The sequence below is a fragment of the Hoeflea sp. CAU 1731 genome (genome assembly GCF_039888615.1).
GTDB lineage: Bacteria > Pseudomonadota > Alphaproteobacteria > Rhizobiales > Rhizobiaceae > Flavimaribacter.
In genome coordinates this window covers 642,910-663,985 of sequence record NZ_JBDQQS010000001.1, presented here as the reverse complement: position 1 = coordinate 663,985, position 21,076 = coordinate 642,910, and the positions used below count along the sequence as shown (strand labels likewise).

Sequence of the window (21,076 nt, the reverse complement as noted above, 5' to 3'; positions counted from 1 at the left end):
GATCTTAGTACCAGTACGTTGGACAATTACATCGCGTCAAAAAAGGATTTTGGTCTGACGGCGCAGGAGCCGTTGTATTTTCGCCACATTGCGTTGCTCAACAGCAACGGTATTGGCAAGCAATGACAAGCCTGGTCGCGGGATCTGATGACTGCTGGTGAATATTACGCTGCCGCCAAGAGCGGACTGTCGACCGAACTGAGCGACAGACGAAGGCCTCTGGCGCTTCTCGGTGTCGTTATCGTCGGATGCGCACTGGCTTCTGCAATCGTTTCTTTCATTATTCTCATGGGGCTTACCCCGATCGAACCGCGCGGCGAAGTGGTGCTCGCTGCCGTTGTCGTCAATCTCGTCTTTGTCGTGGCGTTGATTGTCCTCATCATAAGAGAGGTCAACCATGTCGTCGTATCACGCAAGCGTGGGAGGGCGGCGTCACGACTTCATGTCAGGATCATCGGCCTATTCAGCGTTGTTGCGATCCTGCCTGCAATACTCGTCGCGATTGTCGCCAGTATAACGCTCGACGTCGGTCTGGATCGCTGGTTTTCAATCAGAACCAAGGAAATCGTCAATTCTTCGCTGAGCGTCGCGCAGGCATACGTCAACGAAAATGCTCGGTACTTGCAGGGACAGACGGTGTCGATGGCGTCAACCCTGGACGGTGCCAGAACCCTCTACAGTCTTGACCGCACGGGCTTCAATGTACTCGTGACCCGTCAGGCCATTGGTCGCGGCCTTCTTCAGGCGTCTCTCGTCAGGCGTGACGGAAGCATCGTCGTAAGCGCAGATATTGAGACAAGTAAACCATTGCCAGATGTTCCGCAGACCGCGATAGATCTGGCCGCAAATGGTGAGCCTGCGCTTATCCCGCCTGGCGGGACCAATCTGGTTGGCGCAGTCATACAGCTTCAAAATATCCCGGATATGTTCCTCTATACGATCCGTGCGGTCGATCCTGAAGTCATGGCTTCAATGCGGTTGATGGAGGACAATACGGCGGAGTATCACGCCCTGGAAACCGACAGGGCGCCTATCCAACTCGCTTTCGCCATTCTGTATTTGGGCTTTGCCCTGATCGTCCTACTTGCCGCAATCTGGACCGCGATCGCGGTGGCGGACCGAATTGTCAGACCGATCCGTCAGCTGATCGGCGCCGCCGACAATGTGGCCAACGGAAATCTCGACGTGCGTGTCCCTGTTCGCCGGTCAGACGGCGATGTAGGAAGTTTATCCAATACATTCAATACGATGACGGATGAACTTAGGGCGCAACGTGATGAAATCATCGCGGCAAGGGATGAAATGGACGAACGTCGCAGGTTTACCGAAGCGGTATTGTCCGGGGTGACCGCCGGCGTCATCAGCGTTCAGAAAGATGGCCTCATTTCGATTGCCAACCGTTCAGCGGAGATCATGTTCGACGCCGAACTCGGAGAACTTGAAGGCCGGAGACTGGAGGATGTTTCTGCAGAAATCGCCAACGTTCTTACCAATGCTGCGAAATGGCACCGAAGCGAGTATCGCAGTCAGGTGAGCCTGATCAGAAACGGCAAGGAAAGTACAGTCAATGTCCAGGTGACGCAGGAAGGACCGCAGCAGGGCGTTGAGTCCTATGTTGTGACGTTGGACGATATTACCGATCTGGTGCTGGCGCAACGTTCGACGGCCTGGGCGGATGTAGCGCGGCGCATCGCGCATGAAATCAAGAACCCGCTCACGCCGATCCAGCTTTCCGCCGAGCGTATAAAACGGCGTTACGGTCGCCAGATATCCGATGACGACCGTGAGGTCTTTGACCAATGCACTGATACGATCGTGCGCCAGGTTGAAGATATTGGACGGATGGTTGATGAATTTTCATCCTTCGCCCGTATGCCCAAGCCGACAAAGGAAAAGCATGATTTGCGTGAAATCCTCAAGGACGCCATTTTTCTCCGGGAGGTTAGCCGCAATGATATCGAATTCATCAGGGAATTTGGTGATGATCCCATCATGGGGTATTTCGATTCTCGCATGTTGAGTCAGGCTTTCGGGAACATCATCAAGAATGCAGCCGAGGCAATTGACGCAGTTCCCTCATCGGAATCGCGCGATAGACGCAGGATAAAAATTTCCGCAAAGGCGTCGGACATCGGCGGCGTTGTGGTGGATGTCATCGACAACGGCAAAGGCCTGCCGGTCGAAAATAGAAACAGAATATTTGAACCCTATATGACGATGCGGGAAAAGGGCACCGGACTCGGGCTCGCTATCGTTAAAAAAATAATTGACGAGCACGAAGGGGTCTTGGAACTGCACGATGCGCCGAAGGAATTCGATCCGAACGGCGGGGCGATGATACGTGTCAGATTTCCTTTTGACAGTTCCGTCGAAAAGGCGGACTTGACGGGAGAAAATGAAACCGATGGTGTCTGACATACTTGTTGTCGATGATGAGGAAGACATACGCGAGCTCGTATCGGGAATCCTGTCCGACGAAGGACACGAAACCCGGACTGCAAGTGGCAGCGACAGTGCGCTCCAGGCAATTGGCGAACGTGTGCCTCAGTTGGTTTTTCTCGATATCTGGCTGCAGGGAAGCCGGCTTGACGGGTTGGCCTTGCTGGATGAGATCAAGCAAAAGCATTCGGAACTGCCTGTAGTCATGATTTCCGGCCACGGCAATATCGAGACGGCTGTATCTGCCATACGCAGAGGAGCGTACGATTTCATCGAAAAGCCCTTCAAGGCGGATCGTCTGATCCTGGTGGCGGAGCGCGCCCTCGAAAATTCGAACCTGAAACGTGAAGTCGACGAATTGAAACGGAAGTCCGGTGAGCCGACCGAACTGATCGGCACCTCGGTAGCGATTTCACAATTGCGTCAGACGATTGAGCGCGTGGCGCCCACCAACAGCCGCATTATGATTATGGGGGAGTCTGGCTCGGGAAAGGAAACAGTCGCCAGACTGATTCACAAAAATTCTGCGCGTTCGGAACGACCATTCGTTGTTCTCAACGCCGCCATGATTACGCCGGAGCGTATGGAGGTCGAACTCTTTGGAACTGAAAGCCGCAATGGTCAAGAGCGTAAGATCGGCGCCCTCGAACGGTCTCACGGTGGTATTCTCTATCTTGACGAAATCGCGGACATGCCCCGCGGGACCCAGAACAAGATCTTGCGGGTGCTCGTCGAGCAAAAATTTGAGCGGGTAGGGGGATCAAAGCAGGTCAGCGTCGACGTGCGCGTGATTTCCTCAACCGCGCAAAATCTTCAAGACTTGATCGACAACGGCGAGTTTCGGGAGGATCTTTATCATCGGCTCGCGGTTGTGCCTATCAAGGTGCCGTCGCTGGCTGAACGTCGTGAGGACATTCCCTTCCTCGTCGATCTGTTTATGAAGCAGATCAGCGAGCAGGCGGGAATCAAGTCCAGGTCGTTGAAGGAAGACGCAATGGCGGTGCTTCAAGCCCACAGCTGGCCCGGCAACCTTCGACAGTTGCGCAACAACATCGAACGTCTCCTCATCCTTACGAGAGGAGAAGAAATAGGAAATCAGATCAGCGCTGATATTCTGCCACCGGAAATTGGTGAAATGCTCCCAAACGCCAGGGGCGGCGACCAGTCGCACATCATGACCCTGCCGCTCAGGGAAGCGCGTGAAATGTTTGAGAAGGACTACCTCATGGCGCAGATCAATCGTTTCGGTGGAAACATCTCGAAAACTGCAGAATATGTTGGAATGGAACGGTCTGCTCTACATCGCAAATTGAAGTCGCTTGGTCTATAACGACCTGGTAGATTCCACGCGGGGGACCAATGAAGGTCATCATTTGCGGAGCGGGACGGGTCGGCTACGGTATTGCGGAGCGCCTCTCGACTGAAGACAACGACGTCTCTGTTATCGATACGTCTCCATCGTTGATCCACGCAATTCGGGAATCCTTGGATGTTCGCGGCTATGTCGGCCATGGTTCGCAGCCGGATGTGCTTGAACAAGCTGGCGCCGATCAGGCGGACATGATCATCGCCGTTACACTGTACGACGAAGTGAACATGGTCGCATGCCAGGTCGCGCACTCACTGTTCAATGTTCCTACAAAAATCGCTCGTATTCGGGCGCAGAGCTATCTGCAGTCCCACTATCAGGACCTGTTTTCACGCGAGCATATGCCAATAGACGTCATCATTTCTCCGGAAGTGGAAGTCGGGCAGATGGTGTTGCGCCGGATTGCGTTGCCTGGCGTTACTGATGCGGTGCGATTTGCGAACGACACCATTGCCATGGTGGCGATCGAATGTCTGGAGGACTGTCCGGTCGTCAACACGCCGCTTGAACAGTTGAGCGACCTGTTTCCGGATCTGATCGCAACGGTAACTGGCATATGGCGTGAGGGACGTCTTATCGTGCCCCATTCCGGAGACCAACTTCAGACCGGCGATCTTGCCTATGTCATCTGCGATCGGACACATGTGCGGCGCACGCTGGGACTCTTCGGACATGACGAATCCGAAGCGACGCGGATCGTGATCGCGGGTGGCGGAAATATCGGCTACTTCGTTGCTCACGCCATCGAACAGCAGCAACCATCTTCTCGCGTCAAGATCATTGAATATGACCGGGAAAAAGCACTGGACGTCGCAGATCGACTGGACCGGACCGTGGTGCTGCACGGGTCGTCGCTTGACACCCAGATACTCATAGAGGCGGACATTGAAGACGCGGATTTGATGGTGTCTCTCACGAACGACGACCAGGTGAACATCCTCTCATGCGTGATGGCGAAACGTCTGGGCTGCAAGTCCAATCTGGCTCTGATCAACAGTCCTGCGTTTCTCGATTTCACAAAAACGCTCGGTATCGATGCGCATGTCAATCCCAGAGCAGTGACAATATCCAGGATCCTTCAGCATGTCAGACGCGGACGCATTCTGGCCGTTCACAGCATTCAGCAGGGCGCGGCTGAAGTGATCGAGGCTGAAGCTCTGGAGACCTCACCAATTGTTGGAACGCCGTTGCGGGAACTGGATTTGCCGAACGGCATCAGGATCGGCGCAATATACCAAGACGGTCACGTGATGCGTCCCGATGGAGAGACCAAAATCACGACTGGCGACAGAGTCGTTCTACTTGCCAAGGCGTCGGCAGTGCGCCATGTCGAGCAGTTGTTCCGCGTAAGCCTGGAGTTTTTCTGAGCGCGATGCGCGGGGTCTTACATCTCATGACTTTCGGTTCGGCAGGCATGTTTGCCCTGCTTGTACCGGCAATCATGGCGGCAATCGCCAACGGTGAAAACGACATGATCAGGCCGATGCTGGTCTTTGCCTTCATCGGCGTTTTTCTGACCGTCGTCATACTGGCTTCGATCTCTGGAGGCCGGGAATCCTCCGACAGGGCGTTCCGCTATCTTGCGCTTGTCGCAACGTGGTTGACCGTCTGCTTTCTCGCAGCTTTATCGTTCATGGTGTTGGCAGATATCGGTATTTCTGCAGCGCTTTTCGAGGCGGTCAGCGCGTTGACGACATCCGGCGGCAGCGTTCTGGACAGGGAGAATGCGCCTTTGAGTCTGCTTTTCTGGCGGACGCTTCTTGAATGGTACGGCGGGTTTTTAACCCTGTCGTCGATTGTGCTTGTACTTGCGCCGGCCGGATTCGGTGGATTGCAATCCAGGGCCGGGTCTCTGCTGGTCGACAAACCGGAAGCTGGTCTCTACTCGCTGACGGCCTATGGCAGTCTTATGGCGCAATATGGTCTTGTGACGATGGCTATTCTGCTTGGTCTTTTGCTTTTTGGCGTGGCGCCGCTCGAAGCCGTCATGCTGGGGATGATTGCGTCGGCTACGGGGGGCTTTGTTCCGTTTGTTGGTGGGATAGAAGCGCACATTGGCGACGGGGCAATGACGGTTCTCGGCATGGGTCTTTGTCTTGGCACCCTCAGTATATTCTGGCGCCGCGCGCTGCTTCGCCGTCCTGGCCGAATATTTCAGAATTCGCTGGAAACCAAGATTGTTGCTCTTGCGATAAGCCTGGTATCGGTTTTATACGCGGCGAGAATCGTCGCCGTGACCGGCAACGAAACGGCGCCGGCAATCTTTAAATCCCTGGAGGAGGGATTCTTCGCCGCGGCATCGCTCGTGGCGACCAGTGGAATGGAAAGTCGACCTGGCGTTATCGCGCTGCTTCCTAACATTGTGGTTCTGGCCATCATATTCGTCGGCGGAGGGGTGTATTCGACCTCCGGCGGTGTGAAGATTTTCAGAATCGGCGCCATGTGGATGTACGCCATCGCCGAATTGAACCGCCTAATATATCCAAACAGCGTCGCGCGATTGCGTTTTGGAGAGGCGACGATTGATACGGCTTCAATTCAGGCGATTTGGAGCTATTTTATTATCGCCGTGCTTATTGTCGGCGCAGGTTCGGTGTTGATATCGCTAACGGGAACAAATTTCGAAGCCGCTATCATCATGGCTGTGTCGCTGTTTTCAAACGCCGGGCCGGTATATGAGGCCTTAAGGCCGGTATCGGCCGTTTCTGATGGTGGATGGCCTCTCTATAGCTCCCTTCCAAGCGCAGTAACCTATCTTGTTGGAGCAATAATCATGTTTATTGGCCGGCTCGAAGTGCTTGTCGTGTTTGCTGTTTTTAATATCCGGTACTGGTATTACCGCTGACAGTTCATATACTATAGGTAAATCCAAGTGTGGATGATGCGCGAGTTGGCTATGGTTGTGCATTGCAGCGATTAGAGATTGCGGAAAATCTATCGATTTGGTAACCAAAAGTTTGGCGTATGGTCGGTGGCGGGATAGAACCGGTGACCCCGGCGATTAAATTGCGACCTGCCCGCACAATAAGAAGAAACCGGCAAGGACAAGGATGAAATAGCGCGATGGCGGAGCGTTCCCAGAATTTGCAGGACCAGTTTCTCAATACCGTTAGAAAGCAGAAGGTACCCCTTACAATTTTTCTTATCAACGGTGTCAAGCTGACAGGCGTGGTTACATCGTTTGATAATTTCTGCGTATTGCTGCGTCGCGATGGACATTCGCAGCTTGTTTACAAGCATGCAATCTCGACGATAATGCCGGGTCAGCCAATCCAAATGTTCGAAGGTGAAGAACCAGCACGTGAAACCTGAAAAGGGACAGGAACAGGCGGCTAGAAATTCCGGAACTGTATCCGCAGAAAGGCGGGATAAGCCCAGTCGCGCGGTCGTCCTCGTGCCTATTCATAGAACGAGCGTATCCGACAATCCGCTGCGATCCAGCGAGTCAAAACTAGCCGAGGCCGTTGGTCTTGCCGGAGCGATCGATATCGAGATTGTTCATTCGGCAATTTACTGGCTCAACAACATTACGCCTGCAACCCTGTTTGGAAGCGGCAAGGTGGAAGAACTGGCCGGTATCGTTCAATCGCTGGAAGCTGTACTGGTGATTGTCGATCATGTGTTGACGCCGGTTCAGCAGCGCAATCTTGAGAAAGCGTGGAAAGCCAAGGTGATCGACAGGACCGGTCTTATCCTGGAGATATTCGGTCAAAGGGCGTCCACACGAGAAGGGGTGCTGCAGGTTCAGCTTGCGCATCTGAACTACCAGAAAGGGCGCCTGGTTAGGAGTTGGACCCACCTCGAGCGGCAACGCGGCAGCACCGGCTTTATTGGCGGGCCCGGCGAAACCCAGATCGAGGCGGACCGCCGGATACTGCAGGACAAGATCGTCAAGCTGGAAAAAGAACTTGAGCAAGTGCGGCGTACACGCACGCTGCACAGGTCAAAACGCAAAAAGGTGCCTCATCCGGTTGTTGCTTTTGTGGGTTATACGAACGCCGGAAAATCGACCTTGTTCAATACCCTGACTGGCGCCGATGTCCGAGCCAAAGACATGCTGTTCGCAACGCTGGATCCAACGCTTCGCCGGCTAACATTGCCGCACGGACGCATGGTTATCCTGTCGGATACTGTAGGTTTTATTTCAGATTTGCCTACGCATCTTGTCGCAGCTTTTCGCGCTACTCTTGAGGAGGTGCTTGAAGCCGATCTGATCCTCCATGTTCGAGACATGTCGGATCCGGACAATGCGGCTCAAGCCGCCGATGTAACCCGTATTCTCCTTGAATTGGGTGTTCGTGACGAGGGTGAGGGCTCTACCAAAATAATCGAGGTCTGGAACAAGATCGACCTTCTCCCGGATGAGACGGTTGAGGCTATGAAGGCGCGGCGGGAAGATACTGAAGCCGTACCGGTTTCCGCCATAACAGGGCAGGGCGTGGATTATCTCCTTGAGACGATCGAGTTGACTCTTTCAGGCAGACTTCTCAATCGGGACATTACGATAGGCGTCGACGATATGAGCCAGTTGAACTGGCTCTATGAGCACGCAAAAGTCCATTCCCGGGAGGACAGGGAAGACGGCAGCGTCTCGCTCAATCTGGATATAACCGAACATGATATGACCGATCTGCAGCGCCGACTTGCGCACTGATAGTCATTTCAGTCGAAAGCCTTAGCTTCGTTCCACAAGAAGTCCATTCGCTCCAGAGACGTGTCGTCGATAACGGCGCCTTCTTCCGAGAGTTTCTGCTCGATATAGGCAAAGCGTTTTCGGAACTTGTTGTTTGTCCCCCTGAGCGCCATCTCCGGGTCAGCGCCGATGTGACGTCCAAGGTTGACGAGAACGAACAGAACGTCGCCAAACTCGTCTCTCACCTTGTCGGAGCCATCCATGGCGAGCGCCTCGCGAAGCTCGCCGATTTCTTCTTCCGCCTTGGCAAAAACAGACTCAGGATCGCTCCAGTCGAACCCGGTGCGCGCGGCTTTCTGCTGTAGTTTTATTGCTTCTGTCAGTGCGGGCAGGGCGGTTGGCACGCCTTCCAGTCTGCCATGCGTTGGTTCTCCGTCAAGGCCGCGAGCGCGACGACGTTCGGCCCGTTCCGCCTTTTCAACCGCCTTTATTTCATCCCATTGCACCTTGACGGCATTCGCCGTATCGGCGTCCGACACATCGAAGACATGCGGATGCCTCCGTATCATTTTTCGGGTGATGGAATGCACGACGTCACCGAAATCAAATGCGCCGGCTTCTTCCGCCATCCGCGCATGAAACACGACCTGAAGAAGCAGGTCGCCCAGTTCCTCACAGAGATCGTCCATGTCGTTGCGTTCAATCGCGTCGGCAACTTCATAGGCTTCCTCGAGCGTGTAGGGCTTGATCGATTCGAAGTCCTGTTTGACATCCCACGGACATCCCGTCTTCGGATCGCGCAGGGCAACCATGATCTCGATAAGCCGGGAAATGTCTTTTGATGGCTTCATGCTCGTCTCAATCCAATTCGATGGCAGCAAGTCGTCGCTCAAGACTTGCCTGCGGCCAATATTTCTCTCGATCGTAATAGCGATTCACGGCTGGTACATTATCCGGCAAGGTGAGCCAGGGCTGCTTGCTTTCGGTAAAGATGTGAATATCGGGTGGACAGGCGTCCGGGTTTTCGAGCGCGCCCACGCGCACAAAAATGAATTTAGGGCCGGCGCCGGAATATATGCTCCATAGCGCAACATGGCATTTGGGGCAGCGGTAGATCTTCTGTCCCTTTCCACTTTCACTGGGTGTATCGACCATCTCCGGTGCGCCTGACTTGATTTCGATCCTGTTGGATTCGATCAGTGCATTCATGACAAACGCCGATCCGGTTTCGCGCTGACACCATCGGCAATGACACGCATGAACGAAGAGCGGCTTTGCGGTCATTTCATACGTGATTTCGCGGCAGCTGCAATAACCCTTCATGGACCTGTCCCTTCGAATCCTGCGCAATGCTAACAGGTGGGAAGCGGCATGGTATATCCTTCCAATCAAAAGGGTTGATTTCTCCCTCGGACTCTCGGGAGTAGATACTCGTTGTCATACGGTTGTGGGGTCTTCGCGCTAGAAAATCGTGCCTTCACGTTCGGATGGTCGGACGTTCAGGAAGCCAAGCCGCCTCAAAGCGAGCAGGGAGCCAGCCATGAGCGAGAACAACGTTAGAGAACTGACTGCCGATGAATGGGACGAAGTCAACTTTCCGCGTCCAAAAGAGAGTGAATTCGATCGCGTTGTGGAGCGTGCTATTTCTCGAAGAGGTTTTATCGGCGGCGTGCTCGCGTTCGGTTCCGGAGCCGCGGCCATGTGCGCCGGCCTATTGAAACCGGAAACAGCGCAGGCCCAACAGGCGACCCGATTTGTATTTACTCCCATCCCGACCGCAACGGATAGCGATGTCCATGTGCCTGAAGGCTACAGCTGGCAGAGACTGGTGAGTTGGGGAGATCCTCTGTTTACCGGAATAGACGCGTTCGACAACGCCATTGGAGGCGCGGCCGCAGATTCCGACAGGGTATTCGGTGAGAACACGGATGGAATGGAGCTATTCGTTATCGGTGGAAAACAGGTGATTGCCGTCAATCACGAGTACACCAACAATAAGACCGATCTGCCACAGGCTACCGATGGCGTGCCACGGGACGGCCAGGATGTTCTCAAACTCCAGAACTTGCAGGGCATTGCAGTCTTTGAAATTGTCGAAAGCGATACCGGGTGGACGGTTGTTTTGGATAGCCGTTTCAATCGGCGCATTACCCAGAACACACCCATGCAATTCAGCGGGCCCGCGACTGGTCACAATCTTCTGAAAACGGAGGCGGACGCTAACGGCGTCGAGAGCCTTGGCACGTTTAGCAATTGCGGCTCGGGAAAGACCCCCTGGGGCACATATCTGACCTGCGAGGAAAATTTCAATGGCTACTTTGGCGCCACGGAAGAACCGGAACTGACGGAACAGGTCGCAGAAGGTTACAAGCGGTATGGAATTTCGACCGACGGACGGGGATATGATTATCACAAATGGGATACCCGTTTCGACACTTCGAAAAATCCCAACGAGCCACATCGCGCCGGCTGGATCGTTGAGATAGATCCGTCAAATCCGAAGAGCACGCCTGTCAAACGGACTGCGCTTGGTCGTTTCAAACATGAAAACGCGGAGACTGTGCTGGCGCCTGACGGCCGCGTCGTGGTCTATATGGGCGACGACGAGCGTGGCGAATTCCTCTATAAATTTGTTTCGAAGGACGCCTATGCGCCAGGTGCAGATACGTCCACTTTGCTCGACGAAGGGCAACTCTACGTCGCCCGATTCCACGACGACATGACTGGTGAATGGCTTTCGCTCACCCCGGACACGACGGGGATGTCCGATGCCGAGATTGCGATATTCTCACGCATTGCAGCATCGAAAGTAGGCGCCACGACCATGGACCGACCGGAATGGGTGGCGGTGAACCCGGTTTCGGTCGAAGCCTACTGCGCGCTGACCAACAACAGTCGCCGGGGCGTCAAGTCAAATGCCGGCGGCGACTGGACGCCTGTAGCCGGTCCCAATCCGCGAGCAGCCAACAAGTACGGGCAGATCGTGCGTTGGCGCCCGTCCGGCGATGATCACGCCTCGGAGACCTTCGAATGGGATCTGTATGTTATGGCCGGAAATCCGACCGTGCATGTAGGGGATTACGCCGGGTCGGCCAATATCAACGAAGGCAACCTGTTTAATTCGCCGGACGGCATGGCAATCGATTCCACCGGGCTAATCTGGATACAGACTGACGGCGACGATTCCGATGAAGGCGATTTTGTCGGAAATGGTAACAATCAAATGCTCGCCGGTGATCCGGTGACAGGCCGTATAGAGCGTTTTCTAACCGGACCGAAAGGCGCTGAAGTCACAGGTCTCTGCTGGTCGGCGGACCGTCGAACCATGTTTGTCGGAGTACAACATCCGGATGCGCCGTTTCCAGACGGTGAAGGCAAGCTGCCGCGTTCTTCTATCATTGCGATCAAGCGCGACGATAATCTGCCTGTAGGCTAATTGTTCGCCGAGCAGGACGACAAGACGCGCCGATTGTGCGCGTCTCGCAGAACGTTTTAGGATCGTGCGATCTGTTTCTAAGATCAAACTTTGGATAACCCAATCCCGGCAAAGGTGAGGGCGATCCCGGATGCAATGGTGCGCAACTGGTTCCAGAATTGCCAGCTTGGAGAGTAGTCCTGCCAAATGATTTCGGCTGCCCCAACATCTTCTGGAATGTCTACTGACGCCAGCGCCTCGTTCATCGGCACGTTTACGCCCATCGTCAGTAACAATCCGAAGATCAGGTAAACAAGGCCGGCGGCGGCGAACCAAAAGGCGGCTGACCGGAATTGACTGCGATAGGCAACGCCAGCAGTAGCAGCCAGGACTAACGGCGTTAAAAAGAACGCCGGGAAGAACGCCCCATTGCGTACAGAGGCGTTCATCGCCTGCATCGCAGCAATTGCTATGCGTGGATCAGCTTGGTCAAGACCCCACATTGTGGAGCAGACCCATGCGTAGAAAAATCCAAAAATCGCGCCGCAGAAGAGAATTGAACTGATGGAAAGCGTTTTGATCAAATTCACGAAAATTACCTCCAACCGTACGCAAATGTACACCTTTACAATCCCGTACATATATGTACGCTTATGGTCAAGTAAAGGGAGCTGAAATTGGATCAGCAAAAAAGAGCGCAACGCGCCAGACAGATCGAAAACGCAGCTTATGAACTCCTCGAGAAACGAGGCTATTCCGGCACGTCGATGCTGTCAGTGGCAAGACACGCCAAAGCGTCGAATGAGACCCTTTATCGTTGGTACGGAGACAAGCGGGGTCTGTTCAGATCCATTGTTGAAGCGAACGCAGCTGCGACCAGGCAAAAACTGGAAGCAGCAATTGGCGGAAACGCAGACCCGGTAACGGTGCTTGAAGAAATCGCGCCGATCTTACTGTCAATGCTGCTCGGCAAGAAGGCAGTGAGCCTGAACCGCGCCGCCGCCGCGGATGAAACGGGTGAACTCGGATTGGCGATTGCCGCAGCCGGCCGGGGCACGGTGTATCCGTTGATATGTAAGCTGATGGAACGCGGCGTAAAGATAGGCGCGCTGAAGGTGACGTCCGCAGAAATAGCAGCAGACTGGTTCTTGAGCCTGTTGATCGGCGACCTTCAAATCAGACGCGTTATTCACGCCTTGGAGCTTCCGACAGAGCAGGACATCCAACAGAGAGTGGATACCGCGATTTTTGCATTCAGGAAGCTCTGTGAAACCGCATGAGGGATATATGATTAGATCGCATAAGATATATTATGGAACTAATGGCCGTAATCCAGATTGCGTTTCAATTGCCTCGCGTCACCGCATCAAGCCAACGGTTAATCCGTACAAATGATAATTCTGACCGCGTAAGGCTGAAATGATCTTGATCATCGAGAAGTTCAACAGATTTGTGCAAAGCATTGAATAAAGATATGAAAGCCGCGGAATTCATTGCCTCGTCATCGCGGCCGACCAGCGTAAGAGATGTTTGCGGCAGCGATTCGATATCACCACGAAAGTTTGTATGAAGATTGAAATTCGTCATAAGCCGCCACGAATACCCAAGCGTCTCAGTGCCGTTCTGAAATTGCTCAGGCATATTGAAACGGATCGTTTCAAGATGGTCGAAGATATGGAGGCGGACATTGTTGAGCATTGACAGCCCGATGATGCGCGGCAAGGAAATATGGGCCCATCCACCGTTGCCTTCGATAACCGTTGGCGCCTTGTGTCCCAGTATCGGCGCCAGCGCGAAGTAATTCTCAATTCTGTCGCCGTACTCACTTGCTGCAAAGCGTATCGCCATAGCGCCGCCTGACGAGTGACCACCCATAACAATCGTTGTGTCCGGATTGCTGGCAAGGATCATGTCGACAAGGTCTGAGAGATCGTCTTCGAGTTGACCGACATAGTCGATGTCGCCACGACGTTCTCCGGAGCCAAAATGACCGCGAAGATTTGGAACAAAGATCTGTGCGGCGTTGCTGTTTGACAGGTAGCTCGCCATGGGATCCAGATAGCCGCCATGATAGCCTGAACCATGTAGCAGTATCAGCGAAACGGAACTCCTGGACGCATAATGGCGATAGGCCAATTCCTGTCCGTCACGCGCGGCATACGTTAGCAGTTCCTGTTGCTTCGATAGATCCGGGCCACCACGCAGCTGACTGAAATTCAAACTTTCGCTATCTTCTACGCGCGGTGGAAAAAGAATCAGAACACATGCGATTAGCAGGTAAATGACCGGGAATAGCGCCAGCGAGATACCGATTTTCCATATCATAGCGTCACCATCCTGATAGCCATATTGTTACAGTTTGTCGCATGTGGCAGGAACAAAAAAGAGAACATACGCCGGCAGGAGGCTGGGAAATGGCGGTTTCGAAAGAGTTTGCAGACTATTTGCGGGAGCAGTTTTCGGTCGTTCCGGGATCTGAAATAAGACGGATGTTCGGTGGCGTCGGTGTTTTTCGAAATGGCCTTATGTACGCGCTTGGCACGTCCGGAGGTCGCCTCGCCTTCAAGACGGACAATGAAACCATTCCTGCGTACGAGGCGGCGCAATGCGAGGAATGGATACACACGCGAGCGAATGGTTCGACGGCCCGGATGGGATACTGGTATGCGCCAGATTATATTCTGGACGACCCCGAGGCCTTTGAAAAATGGGCCTGTGAAGCTTATGAAACAGCCGTGCGCGCAGACAGCAGGAAACCGGCCGGGAAACGAAAATTGAAGTAATTGGGATTTGCCGAACCCGTATTCAGGCGACAACGTCCAGATCCTGCTTAATTTGCATCATGTCGTAGGCCGGCTCGACGTTCGCCGGCGTCTCTGCAAGCACCGTCGCATAGTCAAGCGGCACGTGCATATGCGTCAGTATGCCTTGTTTCGGCTGAAGTCGTTCGATCCAGTCGAGCGCTTCTCCGATTGAGAAGTGACTTGGATGCGGCCGATATTGCAAGGCGTCGACGATCAAGCAGTCCAGATCTTGTAATTTTTCGATAGACTTTTGAGGAAAATCACTGACATCGCTGCAATAGGCGACATTCCCGATCCGGTAGCCGGTCGAGGTAATGCTTCCATGCAGTTGCTCGAACATATTGATGGTGAGTGGACCACCCTCGCCTTCGATCACAATTGGATTGTCTAAAGAATCAATTGTATTGGCGTCCACAATTGGCGGGTAACCGCTGCCAGGCGGCGTCTCGAAGCAATACAGAAACGCTTCGCGCAGGCGCGCCATGGTAACCGCGTCGGCGTATATGGGCATGCGCTTTTTCTGGACAACGACGAACCCTCTAAGGTCGTCTATCCCGTGCAGATGATCCGCATGGGGGTGGCTGTAAAGCGCAGCGTCCAGGATGCGCACGCGAGCACTGATCATTTGTTCGCGGAAGTCTGGGCCGGTGTCGATGACAACAGTGGTCACTCCGCCATCTGCAGAATACTGTTCGATGAGAAGCGATGCGCGTCTGCGGCGATTTCGAGGATTGGTCGGGTCGCAATTGCCCCAGTCGCCGTCGATACGTGGAACGCCGGGTGAAGAGCCACAGCCGAGAATCGTCAGAATTTGCCGTACTCTCATGAGGTCGCAACCAAACGGTTGTCACTGGAGGGGACCTTGGAAAACAAACGAAAGAAATTCTCGCTGGTCTGCCGGTGAATGTATTCCTCCGACACCCCTCTCGTCTCAGCGAGAACCCTGGCCGTATTGACGACGAACGACGGTTCGTTGCGCTTGCCGCGATGTGGTACTGGGGCCAGGTATGGAGCGTCCGTTTCAACAAGCAGACGATCGGCCGGGAGGTCCACCGCGATCTGACGCAATTCTTCGGAATTCTTGAAAGTGAGGATGCCTGAAAACGAGACATAACCGCCGAGTTCGACGCCGATTTCAGCCAGGGCGCGGCCGGACGAAAAACAGTGCAGGACGAAGGGAAATGCCCCCTTCCCGCTTTCTTCTCTCAGGATTTGCGCCATGTCCTCGTCTGCCGAACGCGCGTGGATGACAAGCGGCAGCCCGGTTTCGCGCGCGGCTTCAATATGCCGACGTAACCCGATTTCCTGGGCCTCCCGCGGCGCATTGTCGTAGTGGTAGTCCAGCCCTGCTTCGCCAATGGCGACCACTTTGGGATGGCGTGAAAGAGCAACAAGGTCTTGCACGGTTGTGTCGAGTTCCTGGTCCGCATTGTGCGGATGGGTGCCAACGGAGCAATAGACGCGTTCATAAGCTTCTGCGATCGCGCGAATAGCTTCGAAACGGCGCACATGGGTGCAGATTGTCACCATGCATTCGACGCCAGCTGCGACGGCGCGCTCGACGATTGCATCACGTTCGCTGTCGAAATCCGGAAAATCGAGATGACAATGGCTGTCGACAAGAGTGCTCACGCCTGCTCCGCAGTGTCCACGTGGCGTGGAAAAATTGGTTTCGGAGCAGGCAGGTCCGTTGACGGGACGAGCCGTCCGGCCTCCCCCAGCTTGTCGAAACCGCGGTCGGCGTCCTCAACAGAAAGAATATCGAGCAAACGCGCGCTGGATTCCGGCATGAAGGGCTGACAAAGAATTGCCACCTGTCTCACCACATCGATTGTGACGTAAAGTACGGTCGCCATGCGCTCCGGATCGGTTTTCTTCAACGCCCATGGTTCCTGAGAAGCAAAATAGCGATTTGCTTCCGAAACCACGCCAAAGACCGATCCCAACACTTGGTGAAGAGCCTGTTTGTCTATGCCGTTGCGCGCTTCAACCAGCAAGGCGTCTGCCTGCGCGAGGATCGCCTTGTCCTCATCACTCAGAGCCCCGCATTTCGGTGTCTTGCCGTTGCAATTCTTGGCGATCATCGATAGTGAGCGCTGGGCGAGATTACCCAAATCGTTTGCAAGGTCTGAATTAATGCGACCGACAATGGCGTCGTGGCTGTAATTGCCGTCCTGCCCGAATGGCACCTCACGCAGGAAGAAATAGCGCACCTGGTCGACCCCGTAGTGGTCGACCATATCGAATGGATCCACGACGTTGCCGACCGATTTCGACATTTTTTCACCGCGGTTGAAGAGGAATCCGTGCGCGAAAACGCGCTTCGGCAATTCTATTCCTGCAGACATCAGAAATGCTGGCCAATAGACCGCATGAAACCGAATGATGTCCTTGCCGATGACGTGGACATTGGCCGGCCAGAATTTCCATAGCGGCGCATCTGGATCAGGATAGCCGACCGCCGTGATATAGTTGGTCAAGGCGTCGACCCAGACATACATGACATGGCCTTCGTCATTCGGAACCTTGACGCCCCAGTCGAAGGTCGTGCGGGAAATGGAGAGATCCTTCAAGCCGCCCTTGACGAAGGAGACAATCTCGTTGCGCCGGGCGTCCGGCCCTATAAAATCGGCGTTTCGGTCGTAAAGTTCGAGCAGGCGATCTTGGTAGGCCGAGAGACGGAAGAAATAGCTCTCTTCCTCAACCCACTCTACCGGAGTGCCTTGCTGTCCATAGCGAACGCCATCGCGCAACTCGGTCTCGTCTTCCTGATAATAGGCTTCGTCGCGGACCGAATACCAGCCTGCGTAGCTATCCTTGTAAATGTCGCCGGCTTTGGTCATCGCCTCCCAGATAGCCTGGCTGGCCCTTTTATGACGCGGTTCGGTGGTGCGAATAAAATCATCATTGGAAGCATTGAGAGCTTCGGCCATACGCTGAAACGCCGCCGTGTTGCGGCTGGCGAATTCGGCGATTGGCAGACCTTCTTTTTTGGCGGTCTGCAACATTTTCTGGCCGTGCTCGTCCGTTCCGGTCAGAAAATGAACTTCCATTCCGTCGAGGCGCTTGAACCGGGCGATCGCATCGGTGGCGATCAACTCGTAAGCATGTCCGATATGCGGCTTGCCGTTCGGGTAGGAAATTGCAGTCGTAATATAGAAGCGGTTACTCTCACTCATTTCTGCCAATCTCTGAATTGCAGCGGCGATCGCGATCGTCCGACGCGGGCGAACGCATTCAGCCGTCCTCATAAGCGAAAATCAGCGGCGTGGCTACGCCGCCTGTAACTGAAAAATGGATGAAAAGACCGAAAGCACAGCCTGCTTGCGATCAAGGTTGTAGACGTCGGTCGTATCAAGATCCCTGCCGATCTCCAGGGCAAGCTCAGCCCATCGGTCGGCTCCGGAACGATCTCCGGCGCGAGCATCCATGATCGCTTTCTGCGAAATCCAACCAACCACATGGTCTTTGAAGAGCGCATATGCCTCATCACGGTCTCGAGCAGACAGCATATCTGCCAGCTTGTGCGGGGCTTCCGCCGAACCATCCGCGCCGCGCGATACGATCTGCTGGAAGGCGTCGATGATGTCCAGACCGCCATAACGCAGCAGCAGCAATGCGGTCGCCAGACTGCCCGCAGACGCCGCCGCGGTCTTGGCAAGCGTTTCAGGATCCTCTGTTTGTTCGAGTCCGAGATTGGAGAAGGCTGAAAGCACCTCTGCATTGGACAAGGGATGCATGTTGATGGTCATGCAGCGCGACCGGATCGTAGGCAGGAGGCGTCCGGCTGCGTGTGAGACCAGTATGAATAGTGAGCGCCGCGGCGGCTCTTCCAGAATTTTGAGAATTGCATTCGCGGCTGAACGGTTGAGGTCATCGGCCGGGTCGACGATGACTATGCGCCAGTTTCCCGTGCCCGATGTCTGTTCGTAAAACCGCCCTGCCCTGCGCACCTCATCGACTGTGATAGCCGTGCGAATGCGCCCTGATTTGCGATCTATCGGTCGCGCCAGATGCAGCAGACTATGCGAGGCTCCGGTGGCGATCTGATGGGTTACCGGTGATTCCGGATCGGGATCAGCGATCACAGAAGGCGCCGTATCTGCTTCCGGATGGCTCAGTATGTGATTGGCCAGTCGGAAAGCGAGCGTCGCCTTGCCGATACCTTTCGGGCCTTCCAACAGCAATGCGTGATGCATATGTCCGCTGCGATAGGCGTCAGCAAGAAAGCGCGTCGTGTCCTCATGTCCGAAAAGTCGCGTGTTGCGTTCTGGCGCTATCGCGCCGTCAAGAACGCGCGGATTATCGCTCACCGTACACCTTCCCGATTTCGGGCAGGTTGACTTTCCAGTCGAGCTGCAACCAGTTCCTGTACGATTTGCTCAATCTCCCTGGCGATCGCGTCAGCCGGCCGGGTGGCGTCAACGATCCGGCAGCGCTCAGGTTCCGCGCGTGCAATATCCAGATAAGCCTCCCTGCGCTTGATCTGGATAGCAAGTTCTTCCTTCTCATAACGGTCCGGCGCTTCCCTGTCGCCCGAACGGGCCCGCGCTCGTTTCATTCCGATCTCGGCAGGCAGATCAAGAATAATCGTCAGATCCGGCGTCATGCCATTGACCGCAACGCGTTCGAGCGCGCGGACAAATTCCGGCTCCAGATTGCCGGTTACGCCCTGGTATACGCGCGAGGAATCCATGAAGCGATCACAGAGCACAATCTTGCCGTCAAGAATCGCTGGCCGTATCAATTCTTCTATGTGGTCGTTGCGCGCCGCAGCGAAAAGCAACGCTTCCATGCGGACCCCGAACTCTTCCGCTGCGCCGGAAAGCAAAACTTGTCGAACAGCCTCAGCGCCGGCGGAGCCACCAGGCTCCCGTGTCGTGACGACCTCGAAACCGTCCGATTCAAGGGATTGGGCGAGATATTGGATCTGGGTTGACTTGCCAGCGCCCTCGCCACCTTCGAATGTGATGAACAGCCCCTTCAAACGTTTTTCTCTCGCTTGTTGTTTTTCAGGTCACTCGGGACTTCGCACACGGCCCGCACGGACACCCGATACCCGGCGCCGTTTCGACAGGATCGTTTTACCCAATTATGTAAGCGCCTTTTCAGGCAGCGTCCACATTGCGTGTATTATTCGTGTGAAGAGTTAGGATTTTACTACAGCCAGAACAGCATGAGTTCCTGGAGCGCATGGAAGGCGCGTCTATGCAGCGGGCCGACCGGGACGCTGTTTGCCGCAAAAAGGGGCGTTTCCTGATTGAGCGTGTCGCCGGTCCACACTTTCAAGGCGCCGATCTGAGCGCCCTTCTCGACCGGGGCCTCCAGGGGCCAGTCGTAGACAATGCGCGCCTTGATGCGCTCCGGATCCGCCACCGGAATGAATATCGTCACTGCACTTTCCGGAGCCAGGTCGACATAGGAGCCGTCGCCGCCGTAGACACTGGCTTGACCGACGATTTCACCGGCTTGAAAGAGCTCTCTCGGCTCGAAGGATCGCAGACCCCATTCGAGCATCTTGCGCGCTTCCTCTGCGCGTTCCTTTTCGCTGGACATGCCGCTCATTGCGAGAAAGAGCCTCGTCCCTTCGCGCTCGATTGAGCTCACGATGCCGTATCCCGAAGCTTCCGTGTATCCGGTTTTTAGGCCATCGACCCCTATGCCCAGGCCAAGCAGCGGATTGCGGTTTCGCTGGTTGATGCCGTTCCACTTGAATTGTGGTTCGGAGTACCAGCGATAAAAGTCTGGATAGGTCTGCTGCGTATATCTGGCGAGCATCACGAGTTCCCGCATCGTGACAGCGGAATCCGGATGCGGCAGGCCGGTTGAATTACCAAAGACGGATTTTGTCATGCCGAGTTCGCGGGCTCGCTCGGTCATCTTTTTGGCGAATACGTCTTCCGAACCAGAAATGCCCTCTGCGAGTATGATGCAGGAATCATTGCCCGACTGCACGATAGCGCCGCGGATCAGATCGCCAACAGGAACGAAGGACTTGATAGCGGCGAACATAGTCGACGTGCCGGAGGGCGCTCCGCCGGTGCGCCAGGCATTTTCAGAAACCTGAAATTCATCGTCCAGCGAAAGGCGACCTTCGGCGATTTCGTTGAACACCACTTCCATGGTCATGATCTTGGCAAGCGATGCGGGCGGCACTGGCGCATCTTCGTCCTTGGCGAACAGGACTGATCCCGTATCAGCCTCGATCATAAATGCCTTGTCGGCTCTTGTTTGAAATTCCTGGGCAAAGGCTCTGCTGCAGGAGACCACGGCGCATAGGCATATGATCGCTGGAATCAAATTTTTGAACAACGGTGACACTGTCATTGATCCCTCAATAGCCCCATTGATAGGCTACCAACTGAACCTGCGCGTATCAATTGAATTGCGATGATGAAACCAGGCTATCGCGATAT

Annotated in this window: 19 protein-coding genes; 9 read left to right on the top strand and 10 right to left on the bottom strand. The window is 54.7% G+C overall.

Annotation, left to right across the window (positions count from 1 at the left end; genetic code table 11):
• The first annotated feature begins 147 nt into the window (after window positions 1-147).
• The 6 genes from AAFN47_RS03175 to hflX all read left to right on the top strand — a co-directional run bounded on the left by AAFN47_RS03175 (window position 148) and on the right by hflX (window position 8,462).
• A complete protein-coding gene (locus AAFN47_RS03175; RefSeq protein ID WP_499807750.1) occupies window positions 148-2,415 on the top strand; it encodes a sensor histidine kinase NtrY-like in 2,268 nt (755 codons plus the stop codon).
• Entirely contained in the window at window positions 2,405-3,769 is a 1,365-nt protein-coding gene (gene ntrX, locus AAFN47_RS03170) for a nitrogen assimilation response regulator NtrX (protein WP_499807749.1), read from the top strand. The genes AAFN47_RS03175 and ntrX overlap by 11 nt, the downstream gene beginning before the upstream one ends.
• 29 nt (window positions 3,770-3,798) lie before the next feature.
• Entirely contained in the window at window positions 3,799-5,175 is a 1,377-nt protein-coding gene (trkA, locus tag AAFN47_RS03165; protein ID WP_499807748.1) for a Trk system potassium transporter TrkA, read from the top strand.
• 26 nt (window positions 5,176-5,201) lie between these two features.
• Window positions 5,202-6,653, top strand: a complete 1,452-nt coding sequence (locus AAFN47_RS03160) for a potassium transporter TrkG (RefSeq protein ID WP_499807747.1) — start codon at window positions 5,202-5,204, stop codon at window positions 6,651-6,653.
• A gap of 218 nt (window positions 6,654-6,871) precedes the next feature.
• Complete coding sequence (gene hfq, locus AAFN47_RS03155) at window positions 6,872-7,120, top strand: RNA chaperone Hfq (protein WP_220227589.1); 249 nt, start codon at window positions 6,872-6,874, stop codon at window positions 7,118-7,120.
• Window positions 7,110-8,462, top strand: a complete 1,353-nt coding sequence (gene hflX / locus AAFN47_RS03150) for a GTPase HflX (RefSeq protein ID WP_499807746.1) — start codon at window positions 7,110-7,112, stop codon at window positions 8,460-8,462. The genes hfq and hflX overlap by 11 nt, the downstream gene beginning before the upstream one ends.
• Window positions 8,463-8,470: 8 nt before the next feature.
• Here hflX and mazG read toward each other — a convergent pair whose 3' ends face one another.
• Together mazG and AAFN47_RS03140 are read right to left on the bottom strand one after the other, a co-directional pair.
• The gene (gene mazG, locus AAFN47_RS03145; protein WP_499807745.1) at window positions 8,471-9,292 is read right to left on the bottom strand and encodes a nucleoside triphosphate pyrophosphohydrolase; all 822 of its coding nucleotides are present in this window, start codon (window positions 9,290-9,292) and stop codon (window positions 8,471-8,473) included.
• Window positions 9,293-9,299: 7 nt separating this feature from the next.
• Window positions 9,300-9,764: a GFA family protein gene (locus AAFN47_RS03140; RefSeq protein ID WP_499807744.1), complete on the bottom strand. Its 465-nt coding sequence runs from the start codon at window positions 9,762-9,764 to the stop codon at window positions 9,300-9,302.
• Window positions 9,765-9,981: 217 nt separating this feature from the next.
• Between AAFN47_RS03140 and AAFN47_RS03135 the strand changes: the two genes are divergently transcribed.
• A complete protein-coding gene (locus AAFN47_RS03135; protein WP_499807743.1) occupies window positions 9,982-11,877 on the top strand; it encodes a PhoX family protein in 1,896 nt (631 codons plus the stop codon).
• A gap of 83 nt (window positions 11,878-11,960) precedes the next feature.
• Here AAFN47_RS03135 and AAFN47_RS03130 read toward each other — a convergent pair whose 3' ends face one another.
• Complete coding sequence (locus tag AAFN47_RS03130) at window positions 11,961-12,446, bottom strand: anthrone oxygenase family protein (RefSeq protein ID WP_499807742.1); 486 nt, start codon at window positions 12,444-12,446, stop codon at window positions 11,961-11,963.
• A gap of 87 nt (window positions 12,447-12,533) precedes the next feature.
• On the opposite strand from AAFN47_RS03130, the gene AAFN47_RS03125 reads away from it, so the two are divergent.
• Window positions 12,534-13,136: a TetR/AcrR family transcriptional regulator gene (locus tag AAFN47_RS03125; protein WP_499807741.1), complete on the top strand. Its 603-nt coding sequence runs from the start codon at window positions 12,534-12,536 to the stop codon at window positions 13,134-13,136.
• Window positions 13,137-13,200: 64 nt separating this feature from the next.
• Here AAFN47_RS03125 and AAFN47_RS03120 read toward each other — a convergent pair whose 3' ends face one another.
• Window positions 13,201-14,181: an alpha/beta hydrolase gene (locus AAFN47_RS03120; protein WP_499807740.1), complete on the bottom strand. Its 981-nt coding sequence runs from the start codon at window positions 14,179-14,181 to the stop codon at window positions 13,201-13,203.
• A gap of 89 nt (window positions 14,182-14,270) precedes the next feature.
• On the opposite strand from AAFN47_RS03120, the gene AAFN47_RS03115 reads away from it, so the two are divergent.
• Entirely contained in the window at window positions 14,271-14,639 is a 369-nt protein-coding gene (locus AAFN47_RS03115; protein ID WP_499807739.1) for a TfoX/Sxy family protein, read from the top strand.
• Window positions 14,640-14,661: 22 nt separating this feature from the next.
• On the opposite strand, the gene AAFN47_RS03110 is transcribed toward AAFN47_RS03115, so the two are convergent.
• The 6 genes from AAFN47_RS03110 to AAFN47_RS03085 form a co-directional block, all read right to left on the bottom strand.
• Window positions 14,662-15,486, bottom strand: a complete 825-nt coding sequence (locus tag AAFN47_RS03110; protein ID WP_499807738.1) for an MBL fold metallo-hydrolase — start codon at window positions 15,484-15,486, stop codon at window positions 14,662-14,664.
• Window positions 15,483-16,292, bottom strand: a complete 810-nt coding sequence (locus AAFN47_RS03105) for a TatD family hydrolase (RefSeq protein WP_499807737.1) — start codon at window positions 16,290-16,292, stop codon at window positions 15,483-15,485. The genes AAFN47_RS03110 and AAFN47_RS03105 overlap by 4 nt, the downstream gene beginning before the upstream one ends.
• Window positions 16,289-17,839: a methionine--tRNA ligase gene (gene metG / locus AAFN47_RS03100; RefSeq protein WP_499807736.1), complete on the bottom strand. Its 1,551-nt coding sequence runs from the start codon at window positions 17,837-17,839 to the stop codon at window positions 16,289-16,291. Before metG ends, AAFN47_RS03105 begins: the two co-directional genes overlap by 4 nt.
• A 93-nt stretch (window positions 17,840-17,932) precedes the next feature.
• The gene (locus tag AAFN47_RS03095) at window positions 17,933-18,973 is read right to left on the bottom strand and encodes a DNA polymerase III subunit delta' (RefSeq protein ID WP_499807735.1); all 1,041 of its coding nucleotides are present in this window, start codon (window positions 18,971-18,973) and stop codon (window positions 17,933-17,935) included.
• Window positions 18,970-19,647, bottom strand: a complete 678-nt coding sequence (gene tmk, locus AAFN47_RS03090) for a dTMP kinase (protein WP_499807734.1) — start codon at window positions 19,645-19,647, stop codon at window positions 18,970-18,972. Before tmk ends, AAFN47_RS03095 begins: the two co-directional genes overlap by 4 nt.
• 173 nt (window positions 19,648-19,820) lie before the next feature.
• Window positions 19,821-20,987: a D-alanyl-D-alanine carboxypeptidase family protein gene (locus tag AAFN47_RS03085; RefSeq protein ID WP_499807733.1), complete on the bottom strand. Its 1,167-nt coding sequence runs from the start codon at window positions 20,985-20,987 to the stop codon at window positions 19,821-19,823.
• Window positions 20,988-21,076: the final 89 nt, after the last annotated feature.